Raw genomic sequence first — 20,425 nt, forward strand, 5'->3', positions numbered from 1 at the left:
GCCAATTATTGAAACTAGCGATTATCTCTGCGCTTTATTAACATTTATTCCGTTCTTTTACGGCTTTCTATCTTTTATTTCAGGGCAATCTTTCTCACTGCCATCTGTTTGCCGCCTCGTGTCACTTCTACGATTACGTTGCCCCGGATGGCTGTGCGAACCTGTTCCTTCTCAGCCTTTGCCTTCTTCTGAAGGGCGAGAACGCCATCGGCAGCATACACGCTGATGAGGTCGTTTGGCTGGAGTCCCTTGAGGACGATGGTTCTGAATCCGATACCCTGGATGCTGATGTCTGACTTCATGTCAGTTGCCATACGGTTGAAACTGATGGTGAAGCGATGGTTCTGCTCGCCTGCCTGGCTTGCATGGAATCGGTAATCGCCTTCCTTCAGGTCGATAGCCTTTCCGGTTTCCTTGTCCTTCAGCCATACGGTTTCGTATTCGCTGGCATCGCATTCTTCAGGGATGCTGATGGTGTATTCACCCGTTTCTGGTAGACTGATGCCGATGCTCTGTTCTGCATCTATGCTGATGGCAGAGAGGAGCGAGTAGCGTCCGCCGTTGCGGGTAGCATAGATCTGAGCATTCTGGCTGGTCATCCATTTCACACCGTCGCTTCCCAGGTCGAAGTCTGATTTCGCCTCCTGTGCAGGAACTGCGTTCAGTTGGAGCTGGTCATCTACAGGAGTGCCGTTGCTGGCTCTGCTTATTCTGTTGTTCTGCGTGATGGCGATATCGAGGGCTCGGGTTGTTTGATAGGCTGTTGCTGCCCTTTTTGGTGAATGCTCCACGATTACGTTTTCTGAATTCTCCAGAGTAGCAGTCTGCGTAAATACGGCATCCATTGACGGAATGTAGCCGGTTGTTACACCATCCGTATTAATAGGCTTGTAACTGCCGTTGTCATATTGATAGATGACTCTGCCATATTCCATATCGCTGTAGTTCATGGCGCAGAGATAAGGTGAACCGAAGAGGTTCCAGCCCATGTTCTCCTTGTGGGTGAACTTCAAACCGCCACCATTACTGTCTGACCATGGCTGCTGGTTATTGTTCTGCACAAGGGTAATCTGCCCTAACTGACTACCCTTCTCTGTGTAACTGATTCCATAGAAACGGACGGTCTTCTTGCCGGTTGCATCCATTTTGTCGGCATTTGCTTCCATTCTGAAACCTGCGGTGAAGTTTCGCTGGTTATCCACGCCCTTTACCCATGCTTTACTATTGGTTTTGTCAAACTTATAGTCGTACTTGGCACGGGTTGCAGCATTATAGTAGTAGGCGATTACACTACCATCAGCAGGATTATTTGTGCCCTCAACCTCCATATTGGTAGCCTTGAAAGGCATGGAGAAGAAGTTGGTTCCAGCCTTTAAGTTTCTTTCCACGGCAAAGTTGGTGAGGTTTACATAACTGTTGTTGCCTCTTAAACCGGCGTGGTGCTTCAAGAGCAGGAAGCCTGGGGTGAACGGATTCATCTCTGTATAGAATGTGTTGTCGAGTTTCAGTTCCTTGTCTTCTGTCATGACATAGACCACAGATTTACCATGAGGATAATCGTCCTGGTTTGCTGTAGCATCGTTTGTCAGATACCAAGTCTCGAAACATCCGTAGTCAACCTTGTCTCTGATGCGCAGATTGCCGGCAAGGTCATGGTTGTGCATCACCTTGTCGATGCATTCTTGGGTTTTGCTTGCGTCTGTGTTAGCGTTGATGTTGGCATTGTCTGTCTCGTCAAGCTGGTACTTCCAATAATCATCTTTCACATATTTATTATAGGTGGTTACAGATGATCTGTTGACAGCACTACCTGTCAATGATGGTAATGCGCCAGAAGCAGTTACATTGACAGAGTTCACATTCTCCACGCTTCCTAATGCCAGACTGTTGTAGAGCAAACTACTTGCATCGCCAGATACCTTTGCATTTGCATCGAGGATAGAGGTAGAGAGCATGCTGTTGCCTTGGAGGCTGACGTCGTCCGAAACCTTGAAACCATCAACAAGACACATTCTGGTATCAGTAGTTCCGCTGTTGAGTGTCAGCCCATTGATGGTAGATTGACTGGAAGACTCGATGATTCCTTTTCTCTGAGTAAGGAGATCCTTCACGATAGCTTCTGGTTCTGTTTTAGAACTTTTTTCTTCGCGCATCGAACCAAACATCTTGACGCCTGGCATGCTGATGTTCACGTTATCAGCCTTCAGATTCCTATCTACGAAGACGTAGCCATATTTACCTGCATTCTTGTTGGCATAAAGCTTAGCCAGGTTGATGGCGCCTTGCAGGTCGTTGGTTGGGTTATCCCAGCTTTCACCTGTTCCAGCTATAGCTGAACCTTCTTTTACATAGATAACCTGAATCATCTTCGTGTCGCATTCGTATGCACCGATATCGATGTTGTCGCCAATCAGACGGGCAGTATTGCCCAAGTCCTTTTCTGTGTTTATATCAGCATTTAGCGGATATTTCTCATTATTTCCTTGATCAAGCAACATGAGGCTAGGTCGTATTCTATAGTCGCCGTTCGTTGGATCTACAAAGTTTGGACCGTTTAGCACATCTCCATTCTTGATAGAATTAGCAATCACGACATTTTTGTTGCCTGTTTTCAGGTCTTGAGTACCATTCTTCCAGGCGACAGAATTATACACGTTGTCTGTTCCACTAACCGCAGTGCCTGTATTGTTGACAAACGTAGCATTTGTTATGTCTGCTGATTGGGAATTCTTGATTTCAAGACCATTTCCTTCTCCGTCAGCAAACAATACGTTCCACATCTTTATACCGGATTCGTTATCTTTTGTCGCAGCATTATTGTCAACTGCCATACCGGTTCCCTTGTTCTTTCTAAAGGCACTATTGTGTATCTTTAAAAGACTTCCTTCATTATTGGTAGACAAATTGATCTTCGCATTTACTCCCACACCACTCAGGTTCTGGAATGTGAAACCGGAAATAGTCACCGGCTTACCATTCGTTACGATATTGAGCAAGTTTTTGGTTTCGCCCGCCTTGGCTGGGTTCTCAATGAGTACCGAAGGCTTGCTGAAGTCTTGTACCTCTGTTCCGTCAGTATTCTTCGAGCCCGTACAACCACCCACAAGTTCAATCGACTCTAACCAGCCAGCCTTCACGGCATCATTATTCACAATGAGAGAGAAGGCATCACCGCTAGAGTAGGTTGGCGAATAATAAGTGCCTCCACGTACAAACACCTTTCTCTTGCTGTTGGTTGTAGAACCTGGTGTGGTGCTACCTGATGGGTTGGCCATGGCAATGATGGCACCACGAAGGTCGGTGCTTTGATTATCCCAACTGCTACCATCGCCATTTCCTTTCTCTTCCATTCCGATATAAACATTTTCGAAGTCTGTAAACTTGAATACGTACTGGAATTCATACATACCGATGTCGATAGGCTTTTCGGCTACATTACCATTCTCGTCTTTCGGACCAACGTATCTGTTGTATTCCTTGCTGCTGTTGGCAGAACGGATATACTCAGATCGATAACCATAAGCTTTCAGGCGCTTCTCGTGCTTATTCCACCAATCAAAATACTTACCTTCCTCGTTTTCCTTGTTTGCATCGTCTGCTTTTTTCTTTCCATCTCCAGCATCCGTAAGCACAGAGATAGCCTGTGGATTCCACTTGGCATCCTGTGTATAACCTTCGTAACCCTTTGTCGTTGTAGGCGCTGTGAAGCGTGGACCGTCCGATGCAATGTTCGCCTTGTTCAGCTTGATGTTACCATCCTTTGCAGAAGAAGCTGGTAATTCATCCCAGGCGCAGTTGCGCATGTGCTCTCTTTTGAGGAGAACTTTGTCACCCTCTGTTACAGTTGATTCATTCCCCCAAATGGCGGTATTATATAATATAGGTGTAATCGTACCGCTTGGCACCTCGTTGTCCACATGGATGGCTCCGTCTTGCATTGCCTTGTTGTTCACGATGAGGCTGTTTACGATGTAGGCATCCTGATAGCCCTCCTCCATGCTGTCAGCATCATCAGCTCTACGGATGAATATAGCTCCGCCTTGCGAGCTTTGTGTGCCCGTATATCTGCCACAAGTTACATCGTTGTTGGCTAAGAGCGAGTTGATGATATGCAGGTTTCCATTCTCTGAATTCGTGAGATAGAGATAGATGGCTCCACCCTTACCTGGTTCGGTAATTACATCTTGACTTGCTTTTTCCGATACGTCTCTATTGCCGCTGATTGTACTGCCGATGATGTCTAGACTTGCATTGTTTACATAGATAGCTCCGCCATGCAGACCGGAGTTCTTCATTAGTCGGCAACGGTTCAATGTATAGTTCACACGGTTGGTGTAGATACCGCCTCCACGACCAATCTCGGCAACTTCGTCAGTTCCTCCTTCTTCTGTCTTCAACTGTGTCATGGTTTCGCCATTCATGATGGTAATACCGTCTAATACGACATCATTGTTCAATGTTGCCGAAGTACCTGTGGATTCCGCATTACTGTAGACTACATGATATACATTACGTTCCTTTTCCGATGCCTTGATGTCACCGGAAAGAATCGTAGGATTCTGGAACTCCCATGGCTCAATCAGACCGTTCTTGTTTTTGTCGGTCATGTGATTCTCATTGCGATTCTTCAGGATGGCCTCAATATCTCCATCTGCTACCAATGTCTTATCTCCCAGGCTTGTAAGCTTTTCATAAGTATCCTCACCTGTAGTAGCTTCAGGCGTTGATGAGTACAGATCGTTTACAGTGAAACTGCCGAAGATATCTACGTTCACAGGGATGGTGAAGCTCTGCAAGCGGCGGTCTATCGTGTTTTGCTCTGGCGAAAGGTCTTTATTCTGTCGCATCTTGCTCGGCTTGTAGGTTCCACCTGTCATCAGAATCTCGAAGTGGGTATTATCATTCGCCACATTCTTTTCTCGTGCCTCATTGATGTAATCGAGGGCTGCTTCGAGACTGTTGAAAGGAGTCAGGAAGGAGCGGCCATAATACTTTGCCTTCTCTTCTTCTGTTACAATCTCACCACCTGTCTGAGAAACGAACAGGCGCTTCAGAAGCTTGGTATCGTCAAACGCAGGCAGATCAGATGTGTATGCGCCGGCTGTCTGTTGCTTGGTCCTGGTTCTTTCCTTACCGGTAATGTCGTAGCTGCTGATGCCATAATTCTCCCATGCATTGACGTATTCTTTCTCAACTCCGTTGCTAATCAATGGTGAATAGGCACGAGGCTTGAAGATTTTGTTGTCGTTGAAATAACTGTCCAGGTCGCTGGTCATTTCCGTGTTCATTCTGTTGGCTGGTAACGCCATCTTCTCTACGAAACAATAGTTGTATGGATAGAATAATTCTTCCGAATATTTTCCGATTCCCTGCAGAAAGTCGTGAGACTGATAGTTCACATCACCGCTGATGTTGTTGTCGGTCTGTGCCGTATTTCCCCATATCACGGAGTTACCGCCAATCAGGGAATTTTCCTCCTGGTAGATTCCGCCGCCAATGGTTGCCTCGTTTTTAGCGATGGTGCATGAGATGACGTAGGCATGGTATTTCTTGGCGTCTTCGTTCTTGTCGTTGGAACGGAGTGCATAGATGGCGCCACCTTTCTGTGCCTTGTTTCTTACGATGACGCTACCGCTTACAATGCTACCTTTCAGCAACATGAGAGCACCGCCTTGGGTAGCCTGACAGTCGGAAATCTCACAGTTTCGTACATGTGCCTTTCTTGGCACAATGGCTGCACCACCCATACTCTTGAAGCCCGACTTGTCGCTTGCGTTACCGTCTATCAGGCGACAGCCATCTATGATGGTATTCTCTGTCAAGGCAGTGGTGTTGTAGTCATCATAGTCGCCCGTAGGCCATTTGCCGAAGCACACGGTATGGTAGCCGTTCACCTCCTGGTTAACGGCAGAACCTTCTTTTACTTCGGTCTTCGCGCTTAATACCGTCTGGTATGAGCTGATACAGTCGCGTTTGTCATTATCCCAATTGGCGGTTCCATATTTCGGCTTCCCTCCTTCCTGATCACCCTCATAGTAACCACCCATCAGGCGTACTCCGTTAGGTATCAGGAAGGTATAGCTCTGCGGATCGCTAGGGTCTGCCAGCGTATTGGCATGATAAGTAAAGCGCTTTCCGGTTTCATCAGCCTGATAGCCTGCTACTTTTACATATACCTGATGCATTTGACTGTTATCAGTGATGCCCCGGTTCTCTGTTTCAAATTTCTTTCCGGCAGCAGTCAGCACGTCCTGCAACTTGTCTGCACAGGCTGCGTTTTCCGGACTGTCTCCACTTCTGTTTCCCCATCCGTTTTGGGTTACATAATAAATGTAATCTACAATACCTGCGCTGTTTGTCTTTTCCTGTGGTGCGATATTGGTAGTATTATCAGCCTCGTAGGCACCGATGTCAATGGCGCAGTCCTTGATTCGGTTGGTATAGTCCATGTCGGTTTCAGGCAGGATGATTCCATTTCCTACATTTGTGGTTCCACCATTCAGACATTTGTTACCCGTCAAACCACCCGCCTCGTACAGACGGAAGTTGTTCTCCAGTCGGGCATTGCGGAAGCGGAATTTGTTATTGTCATTATCATGTCCACTCTCGTAGGTCTGGTCCTCAAATGGGAATATCAGATCCGTGCCCGTGAAATTGCCATCGCTGGTAAGGAATTTACTATTGCTATCACTACTGTTCATGTAGCAGTTGTGAGATGGATTCATCTTGCCCGATGCAGCTGAGTTTACCTGATCTGTAATCTGCTTGCCGTTGTTATAATTATCATAGATGATACAGTTGTAGAGTGAAAGCTGCGATTCTACTCCGGTTTTGGCATCCTGCCAGTGATAGATGCCGGTTCCGTTTGTCGCCATATTGTAGGCGATGGTATTGTTGTAGAACTTGGCACTCTCCAGGAAGATACCTCCACCACGACAGGTTCCGTTATAGCAGCGGTTGTTTGCCACCACAAGGTTGTAGCCGGTACCTTGAATCATATAGGCTCCGCCTCCATAACTTTCACTGCTGTTGGCATAACTCAGGTTTCTCAGCAGGTAACTATTCGAAATCTTACTGTTCTCGCCGTCCATATACAAACCGCCACCACGTACGCGACTGCCATGGTTGAGGTTGTTGACGATGATAAGATTTTCCAGTTCTACACCTCGGAATACACGCACACCTGCACCTCCGTCACGATTGGCACCAGGATAGTTGATGATATAACCATGACGTACAGAGAAGCCATCCCATTTGGCATGCTCGTAATTCACGTAGTTTTTATCGTCTTTTAAAGGTTCTTTATAGCGTACGGCATTACCGTCGGTACGTGTGGCGTTTCCATCACCCGATGGCGACCAGGTAGGAAGGCATACGTCTGGCTGATACAGTACATAATGGCGCTCTGTTTTCCCGCTGTTTATCAACGTTTTTGTAAAGTCATAATTAGAGCCATCAGTAGGATTTTTCTCCTGATACCACATTTCCTTATCTCCGTTTTTGAAGTATACAGGCGATTCCTTTCTGATCTGTAGAATGGTTTCATACTTGGTCTTGACCAGTTTTTCGTATTCCTTACGTGCTGGTACGTATTGTGACAGCAGCGGATGGCGGTCGTCTTCTCCAGGATAGCCTTCGTATGGGAAACCACCATAAACCTTCACGTTGTCTCTGATAACGAATCCTTTGTAGTCGGTATAGATACCTGCACCTACCCACACCACAACGCTGTCTTTTTTTATTTTATTCAACTCAGCTGCTTTTTCCACAGCATATTGTAGACCGCTGATGTATCGTTCGTCTCTGTTGTTGGTGATTTTATTATATGATCCCCAGCCAGAGAGATACTGCTTCTCCTGATTTCCTGAGTTAGTCCAGAAATTACCATAAGAGTCAGTTTCTGAACGATACTTGCCGTTAGTCTGACTATAATCTGTATTGTCAATAGTGGTGCTAAGCAGCGTATTGTCACTCTGCTTTACATAGAAATCATTGCCTGTTCTATTCTTTGTATTGTCACACATGGCGTTGCCGATGATAGCCTTGTCCCAGCTGCTTCCATCATATTCGGTTCCAGATTCATTCAGAAGATTAAAGTCTGGGTTGCCGTCTTTGTCGTCTTTGTTGGCATCGCTGCTGCTTTCATAGTTCTGGTTGTACGAACGCACGTAGATAATCTTTCCTGCTTTTGGCAGGAGAGCTTCGTATGCACCCAGGTCAGGAACACCACCTAGGTTGCGGTCTTCGCCGGTGATGTCCTTGGCTGTTGTGGTTGCATTGTTTTCTTGGACGCTGTTGATGATGGCGCCAGCCTCTGCAGAACTAGTCAGCGGGCGGAAGGATGAATAGCCTCCGTAATAAACGTTGCCGCTCATCTTGGCACCCACTTCATTGGTTGGGTTGCTGAAGTTCGGGGCTCCGTCTTTTCCCAGAGTGTTGATATCCATGCTGTTCTTGCATTCCGAACCATCCCATGTGCCGTTGATGTTCAGTTTGTTTCCTACAGCATACGAGGTTCTCTTCACAAGGTCGTAATCTGGTGCTACTCCCTCATTGTTGATGATGCTCACGTGGTTGAGTGTGAGAGAGTTTTTGCTGCCTTGGCTTTTGTTCAGATAGATGATGGAAGGCAGCGCCGAAGGACTTGGATTATGCGGATCCTTGCTTGTATTGTTGTTGATGATGCAGTTCTCCAGCTCCAATGTTACGTTCACTGCATCCGGCATGGTAGCGATAGCACCGCCATCTGCCGCCGTGTTGTTCTCAAAGATACAATTCTTCAGCTTCACGGTGGTTGCTTGGCTGCTCTGGTCCATGCTGCCTATCAGCACGCCGCCACCATAAGGCATGTAGGCAGTACCGGCAGCGTATGCATGGGTAAAGGCATAGCCGTCGATGGTGATGTTGGCACCCGCTTCGATGCGGACCAGATGGTAGAGGCCCTCGTTGAGTTCTGAACCGTTCAGGTTTCCGTTCAGTTCGGTGCGGTATTTGATAGGGTCGCGGTCTTCATCTTTCGGATTCGGATTCTCTGAATAATCCGGATAACCGCCATATACGGTTACAGGAAGTACGCAAGGTTGAATGTTAAAGGTGCATGACCTGGCGTCTGTTTCCTCGAACGTGTAGGCAATCTTCGGTTCGAAGATACCCTCACGACCGCAGATTTCAAACTCCCATCCGCTGTTCTTCTCAATAGTGAAATCCTCTGGTGTAGTATTGCCCGCAGTAACCACCTTTACCTTGTCTTCATCCTTGATGTCGGCAAGATAACCGAGAATTTCATCTACAGATGATGAGGTATAGCTCTTTTCCCACGATTGTCCTGTTCCGTCCACCAGTTCTCGAGAACGGTCAAAGTAGATGCGCAGGCGTTTTCTGTTCTCATTCTTTTCAAATACAAGGTCTTGGTTGTCAGCTATATAGGCTCCTGCTGACGGAACCGAACTGATAGCCTTTCCACTCAGGTCTATTTTTGGCTGATACAGGTAGGAAGATGGCAGGAGGGCATAGCTGATGCCCACGTTGCGCAGTCGGGTACCTTTCAATGTTTCCCAGTAATAGTTCACCGTCTTCATGTCTGTAAGAACGCCACGTTTCTCGTTGAAGGCTTCCACCGTGTTGTAAGGTGCTTCATTGCCCATCACGAATCCCTTGCCCGAGTAATACGTGTTGATGGAGATGGTTCCGCTCTGATAGGTGCTGGTCCATTTGGCTGCATTTACATCTGAGATGGCGTTGTTGTAGAACTGTACGGTCTTTTCTGATGGATTGGCTGCATAAATCTGTGCCATCGATGCTGAGTTACTGGTGCTTGATGTGTGCTGGAGCAGCGAGTTGTTCCAGATGACGTTATTGGCAAGCAGACCCTTCTGGGCAATATACACACCACCCGTATAGGATGACCTCTCGTCGGCAGCATCCGAGGTGTTGTTGGTGTAGTTGTTGACGATGGTATTGTTGATTACCAGTCCATGACCGTCCAGATACACAGCCCCATTTCGGGTACTGGTATTGTTGCTGATTACAGAGGTGGCAAGAATCTGATAATAGGCTTTCTCTGGGTCTGTGGTGCTGCCTTTCAGATAAACGCCCGATCCCTGATAGGCAGAACAGTTGGTTACCATGCTTCGGGTGATGAAGCCGGCTTCGTCTATATAGATGCCTCCGCCCTGATAAGCCGAGCAGTTATATACCAGGTTACCTTCCGTCTGTCCGTTCTTGCAGTAGATGCCGCCACCACGTGGCTGGGTATTCTCGGTTCTCTTCATGCCAGGGTTGCAGAATCTCACGGTGCAGTAGCGCATTCGGGCTGATGGGTCATTGATATAAACGCCCGCGCCACAGTCTGGGGCGTATTGGGCTGCGTTCGTTTCGTTAAATTTACCTCCCTCAATAGTGAAACCTTCCAGATATACTTCGTCGGTAAAGGCATTTCCTTCAGGCAGGGGAGCAAACCATACCACATGGTAGGAACCGCTGTTCTGTATGTTCCAGGCTTCGTCATTATTATTCCAGTTGGCATCGTCGCTTCCCTTGAATTCCGCACCCCTGATGATGGATTTTTGTTCCCAGCCCCATGGCTTTAAACCCTTGGATTCCTCGATGCGCTCGGAACGTCTTTTTTCGGTTCCCTTAAATGCACCATAAACGCTGATGCCATTCTTCATCAGTAGGGATACTGGGGCAGATGGATCGTTAAGGATGCGGTCTTTTACTACATAGGTTCCGGCTGCTACCCAGACTTCGCCTTTCTCGCCTGGTGCCTTTTCTGCCAAATCGTTGATGGCCCACTGGATATCGTCCGTGGCATCAGTCCATGTTGATCCGTCGCCCTTTCCCTCTTTCTGGGGCTTCACGTATCTGATGCGTCCTGCCTTCATTCGGGCATACTCGTAGGCGCCGATGTCGATGGTGCTTGTTTGATAGCGTGTCCTGCCCATGATGTCGGTAGAAGCTGTTTCCAGGTTTGCATCAACTACAAGATTTTTGTAGTATTCCAGTTTTCCCTTGTTCAGAAGGGCAGAGGTTTCCTCGAAAGTGAAGGCGGTGCTGTATAATTGCTTCAGGTTACTGCTGAACGAGAAGTCGTAACCCTGGGTTACGGCACTCTGCTTGAACCAAGGGGCAGGCTCAATGCCGTGGTTCTCGTTGCTGATCCTTACGTTCCCGTTGGCGTCGGTGTTGGTATCGGGATTGGTAACTTCTACTTCAGGAAAAGCACAGGAATAGAAGGCAGGACGGGTGTCTTGCTTGCTGAGTGTAGTGGAATGCCAGAGCACGGTATTGTAAACCGCTCCGCCGCCATTGCTGTTTGAAGCCCCGTCTGTGGTCAGATCTGCGGCTGATACGGTGTTGGCAATTACAGAACAGTTGACGATTTTCGATGTGCCCGAAAGTCGGATGCCGCCGTTTGTGTTGTTGTTGATGTTGCAGTTGTAGACGGTGGCTGTTCCGTCTATCCACATACCGCCACCTTCGTTTTCGCTGGTGCCTCGCTTGCCTGCCACATTATTAAAAAAGCTGCAGTAGCTGATGGCTGACTGCTGGTTGGTACAGGAAATATCCACATAGATGGCACCGCCGCGCATGCCGTAGTTGTTCGCAAAGTTACATTGCGAAATACGGAAGAAGCGACTCTGGGCATTGCCGTCGTTGCTGTTGTTCACCACGTAGATGCCGCCGCCTCTGCCATTTGCAGAGGTGTTCTCTCCTCTGGCATTACCTGCTGCGATGAGGAAACCGGAAACAATGGTTGGCTTGTTGCCGTCGTTGGTGTTGTCCTGTGTTACGCCCATCTGGAGGGTCAGCACATGGGTGGCATTGTCGGTGCGGGTGGTGTTCTCTGGATAGATAATCAGCTGCTGGCTCGCCTTGTCGTTGGTGTTGATATCGCCCACCAGAGCCGTCTGATACTTCATCTGATATTTATGTCTGCCCGTAGGGAGATCGTTCTTGATGGTTTCATTTCCTGCAAAACCTCCATACATGGCAACGCCCGAAGGGAGGACGAAGCCTCCCTTCGGTGCCTTGTAGATGTGGCCGGTAATATCCTCGTAGCCTTTCACCCAGATTTCATCGCCAGCCTTGGCTCGGCTCAGCGCATTTTCCAGGGTGATAGCTTGAGTCCATGATGAGCCGTCACCACCGTCAGTTGCCTCAGCTGTTACATGATAGGTCTTGCTGCCCTGTGCGAACAGGGAGCTGACACAGCTCAGGAGGATGAGGACTGCTATGATTTTCCTGTATGTCGTATGTTGTATTCTCATGCTGAAAAGAGTTTTATATGTTGAAATTGTTGATCGTGATATTTTCCTTTGTGAGCTGAGTACCCGATATTTTTACATTGATCTTGTACCAGCGAGCTGGGATAAAGCCATCTTTCAGATTGCTCATGTCAAATGTTACGTTGTATTTCCCTGTCGTTCCTTCTTTCTCTGTGTCAAGCTTGAAGGTGAGGCGAGGAGGAATGGCTCCGTCTGGGAAGGTATAATGATATACTCTTCCGTTACGCTTGCTGATTTCCGAGGTGTTCACAAAGGTTGTGTGGCCGCTTACCGAAGTCCTGGAAGATACTTCTTGGTGGTAAAGGGTAGGGAAGAGTCTACCATTCCCGGAGCCGGAAATGGTTGATTCTTGATTTACCTGTTCTCCGTGATAAGTAAACTGGCTTACTTTCACGTTGGTATATTTCAGATTTCCATCCTTGTCTTTCTCATAGGCTCCCTTGGCATCCCATTGGATGTCAATCTTGGCAGCCAGTCTGCCCAGTACCATGCGCCAGTATTGTTTGGTGTTGATATCGGCATTGATGTTTTTTTCTACTATTACTTCTCTGTCTGTTGTCAATGGCTGGTTCTTGTCCAGCTTGAGTGCATAGCCTGTGGCTACGCTGATAAACTTGGCTATGTTCGTAGTGCCGCCGCTTGGTTTGGCATAGTCGTTGCTAATCTGTAAATCATAAATGTCTGAGTTATGGTCTTTTCCGTCTTTTGCGATGCCGTCTAGCATTCCCTCCAGATTCAGTCCTTCTCCGTTACTGTAGGTAACCCCATAAACGCAACAGGTGCCTAACGGCAGATACATCGTATAGGTGCGAAAGCCGTTGGCTTCAGGTCCTGATAGGGTTGAGGTGGCATGGGTGACGAGGGTTTTTCTGTCGAATTCTTCCTTGGTATAGGTATCGTAATATACCATTTTCTGGGGGGCTGCATCGTGTATTTCGTCGCCTTGGGCCTTTTCCTTATAGGCAACGATGATGGTGAGCCGGTCCCAGTCCTCCATGTCGTGGGTGTCTTCTCCCGGGTCTCCGACGCGGGTGCTTGACTTGTCGTTAGGCACGGAGAGGGTGATCGAGATGGGTGCCAATGTGTCCTTTGGCCTCTCCTCGCTCTGCTCGCTTCCGCTGCATCCTGCCAGCATGATAAGCGATAGTATCGCAAATATGTATTTCGTAATATGATTCATGTATCAAATCTTTATAGCCGTTGAATTCTTCGTTCTTCACTCTTCACTTAAATGTCAATGTCGTGGCTTCCGCCTGGCTTCCAGTCGAGTTTCACGCTTACGCCTACGGCGGTGTTACTGGTAGAGAGCGAACCGTCTTCCTTCAGTCGGGTCTTGATAATCTTTAGCTTGCCGGCTTTCAGCGGTTCGTTCATGGTGAAGATGGTTTCGGTGTATTTGCCGTTCACCTTGGCGATGACGTGGTAGCGCCATTCCGGTTTGATGCTCGGGAAACAGATTGTGTAGAGGGCATCGTGGGTTGGAATGGAGTTGGTGATGAAATCCTGGTTGATTCTCTTCGCCTTGACCATCGTGTTGAGGCTGGAAGAATAGGTGCTGTCGTTCACCTGGAATTGGGTTGCCATGCCTTCTACAAATCCCCAGAGTTCTGTGGGCTGCACCTTGCTCTGGTCGATGACCACCACAGCTGAGCTGTTTGCCATATAGAGCGTGGTTTGCAGATCGTGTTCGAAATCGTTCTCGTCGATGGAGAGTCGGGAAGTGAACAGTCCGATGTTGTGACTGTTGATGGTATCCTTCTGCTCCTGTTCCAGGGCGAGAGCCTTGCAGTCATTTGCACCGGTAATCTTCACGTTCCTGGCGCTTCCGGTGTTGGCGAGCGAAAGGTTCTGGTAGTCGTTTCGCGGCAGATAGATGGTGTAGGATACCGAATTGGCATTCATGATGTTAGCTTCGTGACGGTAGAGAACTTTTCCGATAAAGAAAGACAAATCGTTGTCTAGGGCATGGTCGGTGAAGACTGTGCCTAGTTCCTGTTTCAGCCGGTTGGCGATGTGTCGCTCCTCGGTGGTATTGAGGTCAATATCGATGAGGGTATGAATCTGTGTGTTGAGCCTCAGATTATACTTGATCTTATAGTCTTTGCCACACTTGCTCATGTCTTCATCGATGCATGAAGACAATCCGAAAGCAGTGCTTAATGTCATCAGAGCTATCAGAAATATTCTATATGATTTTTTCTTTCTCATTTTCCGTCCTCTATTAGGATTATAAACAGCGAAATCTACCCTACTGAACTTTCGTAACTTGCGAAAGCTCAGTAAGGTAGAATGATTAAATTTCTACATCAAATGTAATACCAGACTTCCAGTCAAGATCTACAGCAAGGCCTACGTTGATGCCTGATGTTCTGAGGTCAGGAATACAGTTGTATGCGCTCTTTAAATCTGTGATTTTAAAGTTGGCTGTTGTAACATAGTCCTGCATGAATACGCGATCAACGCCAGTAGGTTTGGGTGTTCCTGTTGTGGCCTCAGGGTCCAACTTACCAACCAGATAGAACTTAGCTCCCTTCAGAATGATACCATCTTTTCCGTAGAAGTCCTTGTCTGAGTCGTTCTTTAACTCGATGGTTACAAATACAGGTTTTTTATCTGTACTTTTGTTATCAAAGACAAGCGTATAGTTTCCTACTGTCGGAACTTCAGATGTATACTTGGCATACATAGAAGAGCCGTTCATTACGTTATCATAGATGGTATTTTCAAACGTCTCAGAAGCTGCTGGCTCATACTTCCAGTCTACTGATGCTGGCTGACCACCAATCAAAATGCCTGTTACTGGGAAACCGTCTTCAGGAACTGTAATTTGTTGATTAGCCTTGCCTGCTACTTGAGCGTTATCTTCAAGAGTTGCTGCTTTACATCTTACTGTTGATTTCAATACAGCCACGCTATACTGAACAGGATCTTTCAAACCTACAGTTCTTGTTGAATTTTCAACAGCTTTTTCTGCAAAACTTGTCTTTTCACCCCATCCACTTTGAGTTTTCTTTGTCCAATCTGTATATGAAGGGAATTCGCTTAGATTAGACATATCTTTATCAGAAACCATAGTCTTGGTACTTACAAAATACGACAGTTCTGCAGGATAGCAAATCTTATTATACTTGATAGAGTTGCCATTACCGAAAAGCTCGGTTTCAGGAGCGTTGTAAGCGAATCCTTCTGTAGTCCAGCTTAAAGTAGCAACACCATCAGGCAGGTTGAACTTTCCTGGGAAGTCGATGTCTTTGATAGCATTCAGAGCTGTTTCGCATTGCTCGTAAATCTCTTTAGTTAATTTTTTCTCTCCAGGGATAGGTTCACCTGTTGTAGTTTCACCAGCTAATGCAGTCTTGAGGTTGTTGATAAACGCAACGACAGATGTTTTCGAACCCGCTTTGAGTGCAGTGAATTTGTTATAGCGTGTCTTTAAAAACTCTTTCTCATGTGCAGTAAGCCATGTTGGGAGAGTAAATACATTACCGATATTTGCCCAAGTATAATCTGTTCCATCATCATCTGTAACCTTTGCGTTGGCAATGTTATTTAATGCGTTGATAATAGCTTTTGCATCTGCATCTGTTGCAAAATTTGCCTCGCTACTAATCGCAGTTAACTCATGAGATATGTTTGCAAGAGTTTTTTTCTAACCTTTATCCGTAATCTTACCTGCCTGGAAGTTTGTATTATTACTCTTCTTTGTTGCTCTACCATAGAAAATCATGTGGCTAGTTCCTACAGGAATTTCAATGTCACGATAAAGTCTGCGATATTCGTCTTTACTGTATGCATTACCATCTGTACCAAGGCTGATTGGCTAATCCGCATTGATTGTTCCGGCTGTTTCTGGATTATCGTTGAAAGTCAGCAAAACGATGTCTGAAATGCCACGGAAAGGCTTGCCACTTTGCTGAGTCATTTCATCTGTCATACGAGTCACCTTCTTCGCCTGGTTTGTCGAAGAGTTACCGCCATAAGGAATGTTTATGGCGAACTGGGTCTTTACCACCTGTCCTGCCACACCTGATCCTCCGTCCAGAGGATTTTCTGAATCTGATGAGCAGGAAGTGAAACCTGCTACGCTTGCAAGTAGCATTGCACTTGCCAAGCTGAATAATTGAAATCTTTTCATAACTTTAGTCAGATTTTTAGTATGTAAATAATCTTGTTAATTAAAAATTCTATCATATTGCATGAGGTTCTTCTTCGCCTCCTCATCGCCAGTCTCCATCGCCTGCTGCCAGTAACGGTGGGCGGCTTCTCGGTTGCCCGTCATGTAGTAGGCTATGCCGAGAGCATTGGCGGCTCGCTTGTCGGCTTTTACCTTCTGCAACTCCTTCAACGCCTCCTGGTAACGCTCCGACCTGAGCAACTGGGTGGCTAGGTTGATGGTGGTCGCCGCCTCGTCAGGTACGTAATCGTAGTAGATGCGGAGGAAACCGGAATTGCGCTGGTTGCCCAGAATCTTATCACGAAGTTCTGCCCATGCCCTGCCTTGGTCGATACTCTTGATGCGTCGCTCCCTGCGGTCGGCATCTGGCTCGCTGTCGATAATCTTCAGCAGTTCGTCCCTGCATTTCAGATTGCTCTCCTTGATGCTATAGCGAAGTTCAGCCCAAGCCTCTCCGCCATTATTGCACTCGAAGAGCGAATCGGGAAGCAAGGTGCGCTGCTGGATATAATCCTTCAATGCCTCTGCTCGCTTACCAGCTAACTGTTCATTAAATTTCACGGAACCATCGATGGATGCGAGACCCACTATCTGGATAATCTTCACCGAAGAAGTGGTATCCTTCATGATGGCTTTGGTGATGTCGATAATCTGGTCGAGCACCTTGTTATTATTGCGGAACTCCTGCGTAATCTCAGCCTTTGACTTCGGGAAGAAGATGTAGAGTGCTCCTTCTTCCTGGCTCAAAACCAAATCCTTGGTGTAAGGACGATAGTTTTTAACGTATTGAAGCACAGGATTGTTTTTCTGCAATTCGCCCGCCTTGCCCGTGTTGTCCTTGACGAACGAAAGGGCTGGGATAAACTGGATTTCGTTGAGCGTACAGCTATCTTCCGGAAGGATGATCTCCTGTGGCTCCTTCTGTCGGCAGTTGTCCATGCGGTCGGTAGGACCGATGTTGTAAACCAGCGAAACAGCCAACTTGGTAGGCATCACGAAAGTCTTGTTTTTTTTCTCGATAGCCGTACCGCATTTCCCATAACAGTTATATTTGGTATAGCGAGTAAATCCCACTCCCAGTCCCAGTGCCGTTTCCAGGTTCCATCTGTTGCTCTTGCCGAGCGACCAGTCGTAACCATACACCAGTCCTATGGCACCCAAGTCACCTTGGAACCGATGCTTTTTTAGCTCTGGAAAAAAGCCGAAGGGGAAGTGTACGCCGCCCGCATTGTAATGCGAGTAGAGTATGTTGGCTCCCAGGAAGTGTCCGATGTAGGGGCATCCAAGCCAGTATCTGATTTCCGGTTGTATCGCAATGTGCTTCAGCTTTTTGTTTCCACTATACGTAAATGTGTTCCATCCTAATGATAGATCCATCGACAATCGGTTAGATAGTCTGGTTTCTGCAGCGATATTGGGTGTTGTTGTAGCCCAGTATGCTAGGTTCGTCTTCAATCGCCAGTCTTGTGCCAGCGCGGAATTCATCGTAAGAGTAGAAATCAAGAGGAGCAGCATGCGCAGTCCATTACTTCTATTCATGAATCGGTCTATTTTAAATTGTTCTTAATTTTCTTTATCGTTCTCAGATATACCGTTTTTTGTGCGGATATACCATGTTTTTTTGTGCGGATATACCTGATTTTGCTCAGAATATACCATTCAAGTCTTTATTACTTTCATTTTTTCACAGACAAAGGTAGCAAAAAAACTAATAGTCTCCAAAAAAACGGGGGGGGGGAAAAAAATTCGTATTTTAGATTTTCTTAACCTTTATAGTATCGTGTGCGTACACACATGCGCCCAGCGTGTGTATGTATATTATAAGGAGTTTGATGGGGAATTAAAAGTTAAAATGTTTAAGACTGTTAAATTTTAGACAAAAATAAAACTTTCTTCTCTGAAAATTTGGTGGTTTCGAAAATAATTAGTACTTTTGCACTCGCTTTTGAGAAATCAAGCATTACTCGAAGCAATAAAGAAAGAGTTCTTTGTAAGATTTTACATAAACAGACAAGTAGTACAAGAAGCGGTTTTGAATTACACCTTATTATATATAGGGAGTATGAAGGAACTGGGTAAAAAGAAACGAACCGTCAAGCAATTGACAAGTCAGGTTTACTAAGCTTCAATAAACGAAAAGGATATTCGTCCTAAGTACAGACAACAAACACCGAGTTACTTCTTCGGAAGTGACGACGTAAAAATGATATTTTACAATGGAGAGTTTGATCCTGGCTCAGGATGAACGCTAGCTACAGGCTTAACACATGCAAGTCGAGGGGAAACGATAGAGAAAGCTTGCTTTTTCTAGGCGTCGACCGGCGCACGGGTGAGTAACGCGTATCCAACCTGCCCATCACTTGGGGATAACCTTGCGAAAGTAAGACTAATACCCAATGACGTCTCTAGAAGACATCTGAAGGAGATTAAAGATTTATTGGTGATGGATGGGGATGCGTCTGATTAGCTTGTTGGCGGGGTAACGGCCCACCAAGGCGACGATCAGTAGGGGTTCTGAGAGGAAGGTCCCCCACATTGGAACTGAGACACGGTCCAAACTCCTACGGGAGGCAGCAGTGAGGAATATTGGTCAATGGGCGAGAGCCTGAACCAGCCAAGTAGCGTGCAGGATGACGGCCCTATGGGTTGTAAACTGCTTTTATAAGGGAATAAAGTGGGAGTCGTGACTCCTTTTGCATGTACCTTATGAATAAGGACCGGCTAATTCCGTGCCAGCAGCCGCGGTAATACGGAAGGTCCGGGCGTTATCCGGATTTATTGGGTTTAAAGGGAGCGTAGGCCGGAGATTAAGCGTGTTGTGAAATGTAGACGCTCAACGTCTGCACTGCAGCGCGAACTGGTTTCCTTGAGTACGCACAAAGTGGGCGGAATTCGTGGTGTAGCGGTGAAATGCTTAGATATCACGAAGAACTCCGATTGCGAAGGCAGCTCACTGGAGCGCAACTGACGCTGAAGCTCGAAAGTGCGGGTATCGAACAGGATTAGATACCCTGGTAGTCCGCACGGTAAACGATGGATGCCCGCTGTTGGTCTGAATAGGTCAGCGGCCAAGCGAAAGCATTAAGCATCCCACCTGGGGAGTACGCCGGCAACGGTGAAACTCAAAGGAATTGACGGGGGCCCGCACAAGCGGAGGAACATGTGGTTTAATTCGATGATACGCGAGGAACCTTACCCGGGCTTGAATTGCAGAGGAAGGATTTGGAGACAATGACGCCCTTCGGGGTCTCTGTGAAGGTGCTGCATGGTTGTCGTCAGCTCGTGCCGTGAGGTGTCGGCTTAAGTGCCATAACGAGCGCAACCCCTCTCCTTAGTTGCCATCAGGTTAAGCTGGGCACTCTGGGGACACTGCCACCGTAAGGTGTGAGGAAGGTGGGGATGACGTCAAATCAGCACGGCCCTTACGTCCGGGGCTACACACGTGTTACAATGGCAGGTACAGAGAGATGGTGTTCTGCAAAGCGCATCTAATCCTTAAAGCCTGTCTCAGTTCGGACTGGGGTCTGCAACCCGACCCCACGAAGCTGGATTCGCTAGTAATCGCGCATCAGCCATGGCGCGGTGAATACGTTCCCGGGCCTTGTACACACCGCCCGTCAAGCCATGAAAGCCGGGGGCGCCTAAAGTCCGTGACCGTAAGGAGCGGCCTAGGGCGAAACTGGTAATTGGGGCTAAGTCGTAACAAGGTAGCCGTACCGGAAGGTGCGGCTGGAACACCTCCTTTCTGGAGAGACGAATTTCCTATGAAGATTTAGGAACAAGACTTAAAAGTTCGCTTCTCTTCTTGTACGCACCATCTGTTTAATTAAATACAGGAGACTGGGATTCCTTATACATTATATAATATATAGGGATGGCTCAAGCAAAATGGTTCAACTCCACAATCTCCACCATGCCTTTTAAGGCAAGAAGATCTTTGACATATTGACACAAGCAAAACTGT

Annotated in this window: 6 protein-coding genes and 1 rRNA gene; 1 reads left to right on the forward strand and 6 read right to left on the reverse strand. The window is 47.1% G+C overall.

Annotated elements, in window-relative coordinates; translation table 11 throughout:
* Window positions 1-74: 74 nt before the first annotated feature.
* The 6 genes from V8Z93_RS04085 to V8Z93_RS04110 form a co-directional block, all read right to left on the reverse strand.
* A complete protein-coding gene (locus tag V8Z93_RS04085; protein ID WP_439432479.1) occupies window positions 75-12,269 on the reverse strand; it encodes a hypothetical protein in 12,195 nt (4,064 codons plus the stop codon).
* Window positions 12,270-12,282: 13 nt separating this feature from the next.
* On the reverse strand, window positions 12,283-13,467 hold the full coding sequence (locus V8Z93_RS04090) for a hypothetical protein (RefSeq protein WP_439432480.1): 1,185 nt from the start codon (window positions 13,465-13,467) through the stop codon (window positions 12,283-12,285).
* Window positions 13,468-13,514: 47 nt separating this feature from the next.
* Window positions 13,515-14,495, reverse strand: coding sequence for a hypothetical protein (locus V8Z93_RS04095; RefSeq protein WP_439432481.1), 981 nt, complete (start codon window positions 14,493-14,495; stop codon window positions 13,515-13,517).
* A gap of 85 nt (window positions 14,496-14,580) precedes the next feature.
* Window positions 14,581-15,342, reverse strand: a complete 762-nt coding sequence (locus V8Z93_RS04100; protein WP_439432482.1) for a hypothetical protein — start codon at window positions 15,340-15,342, stop codon at window positions 14,581-14,583.
* A gap of 765 nt (window positions 15,343-16,107) precedes the next feature.
* A complete protein-coding gene (locus V8Z93_RS04105) occupies window positions 16,108-16,422 on the reverse strand; it encodes a hypothetical protein (RefSeq protein ID WP_439432483.1) in 315 nt (104 codons plus the stop codon).
* Window positions 16,423-16,458: 36 nt separating this feature from the next.
* A complete protein-coding gene (locus tag V8Z93_RS04110) occupies window positions 16,459-18,000 on the reverse strand; it encodes a DUF3575 domain-containing protein (protein WP_439432484.1) in 1,542 nt (513 codons plus the stop codon).
* Window positions 18,001-18,674: 674 nt separating this feature from the next.
* Between V8Z93_RS04110 and V8Z93_RS04115 the strand changes: the two genes are divergently transcribed.
* Window positions 18,675-20,206 (forward strand): 16S ribosomal RNA (locus V8Z93_RS04115).
* The last annotated feature ends 219 nt before the right edge of the window (window positions 20,207-20,425 follow it).

The organism is Segatella copri (assembly GCF_051861805.1).
Classification (GTDB): domain Bacteria; phylum Bacteroidota; class Bacteroidia; order Bacteroidales; family Bacteroidaceae; genus Prevotella; species Prevotella copri_M.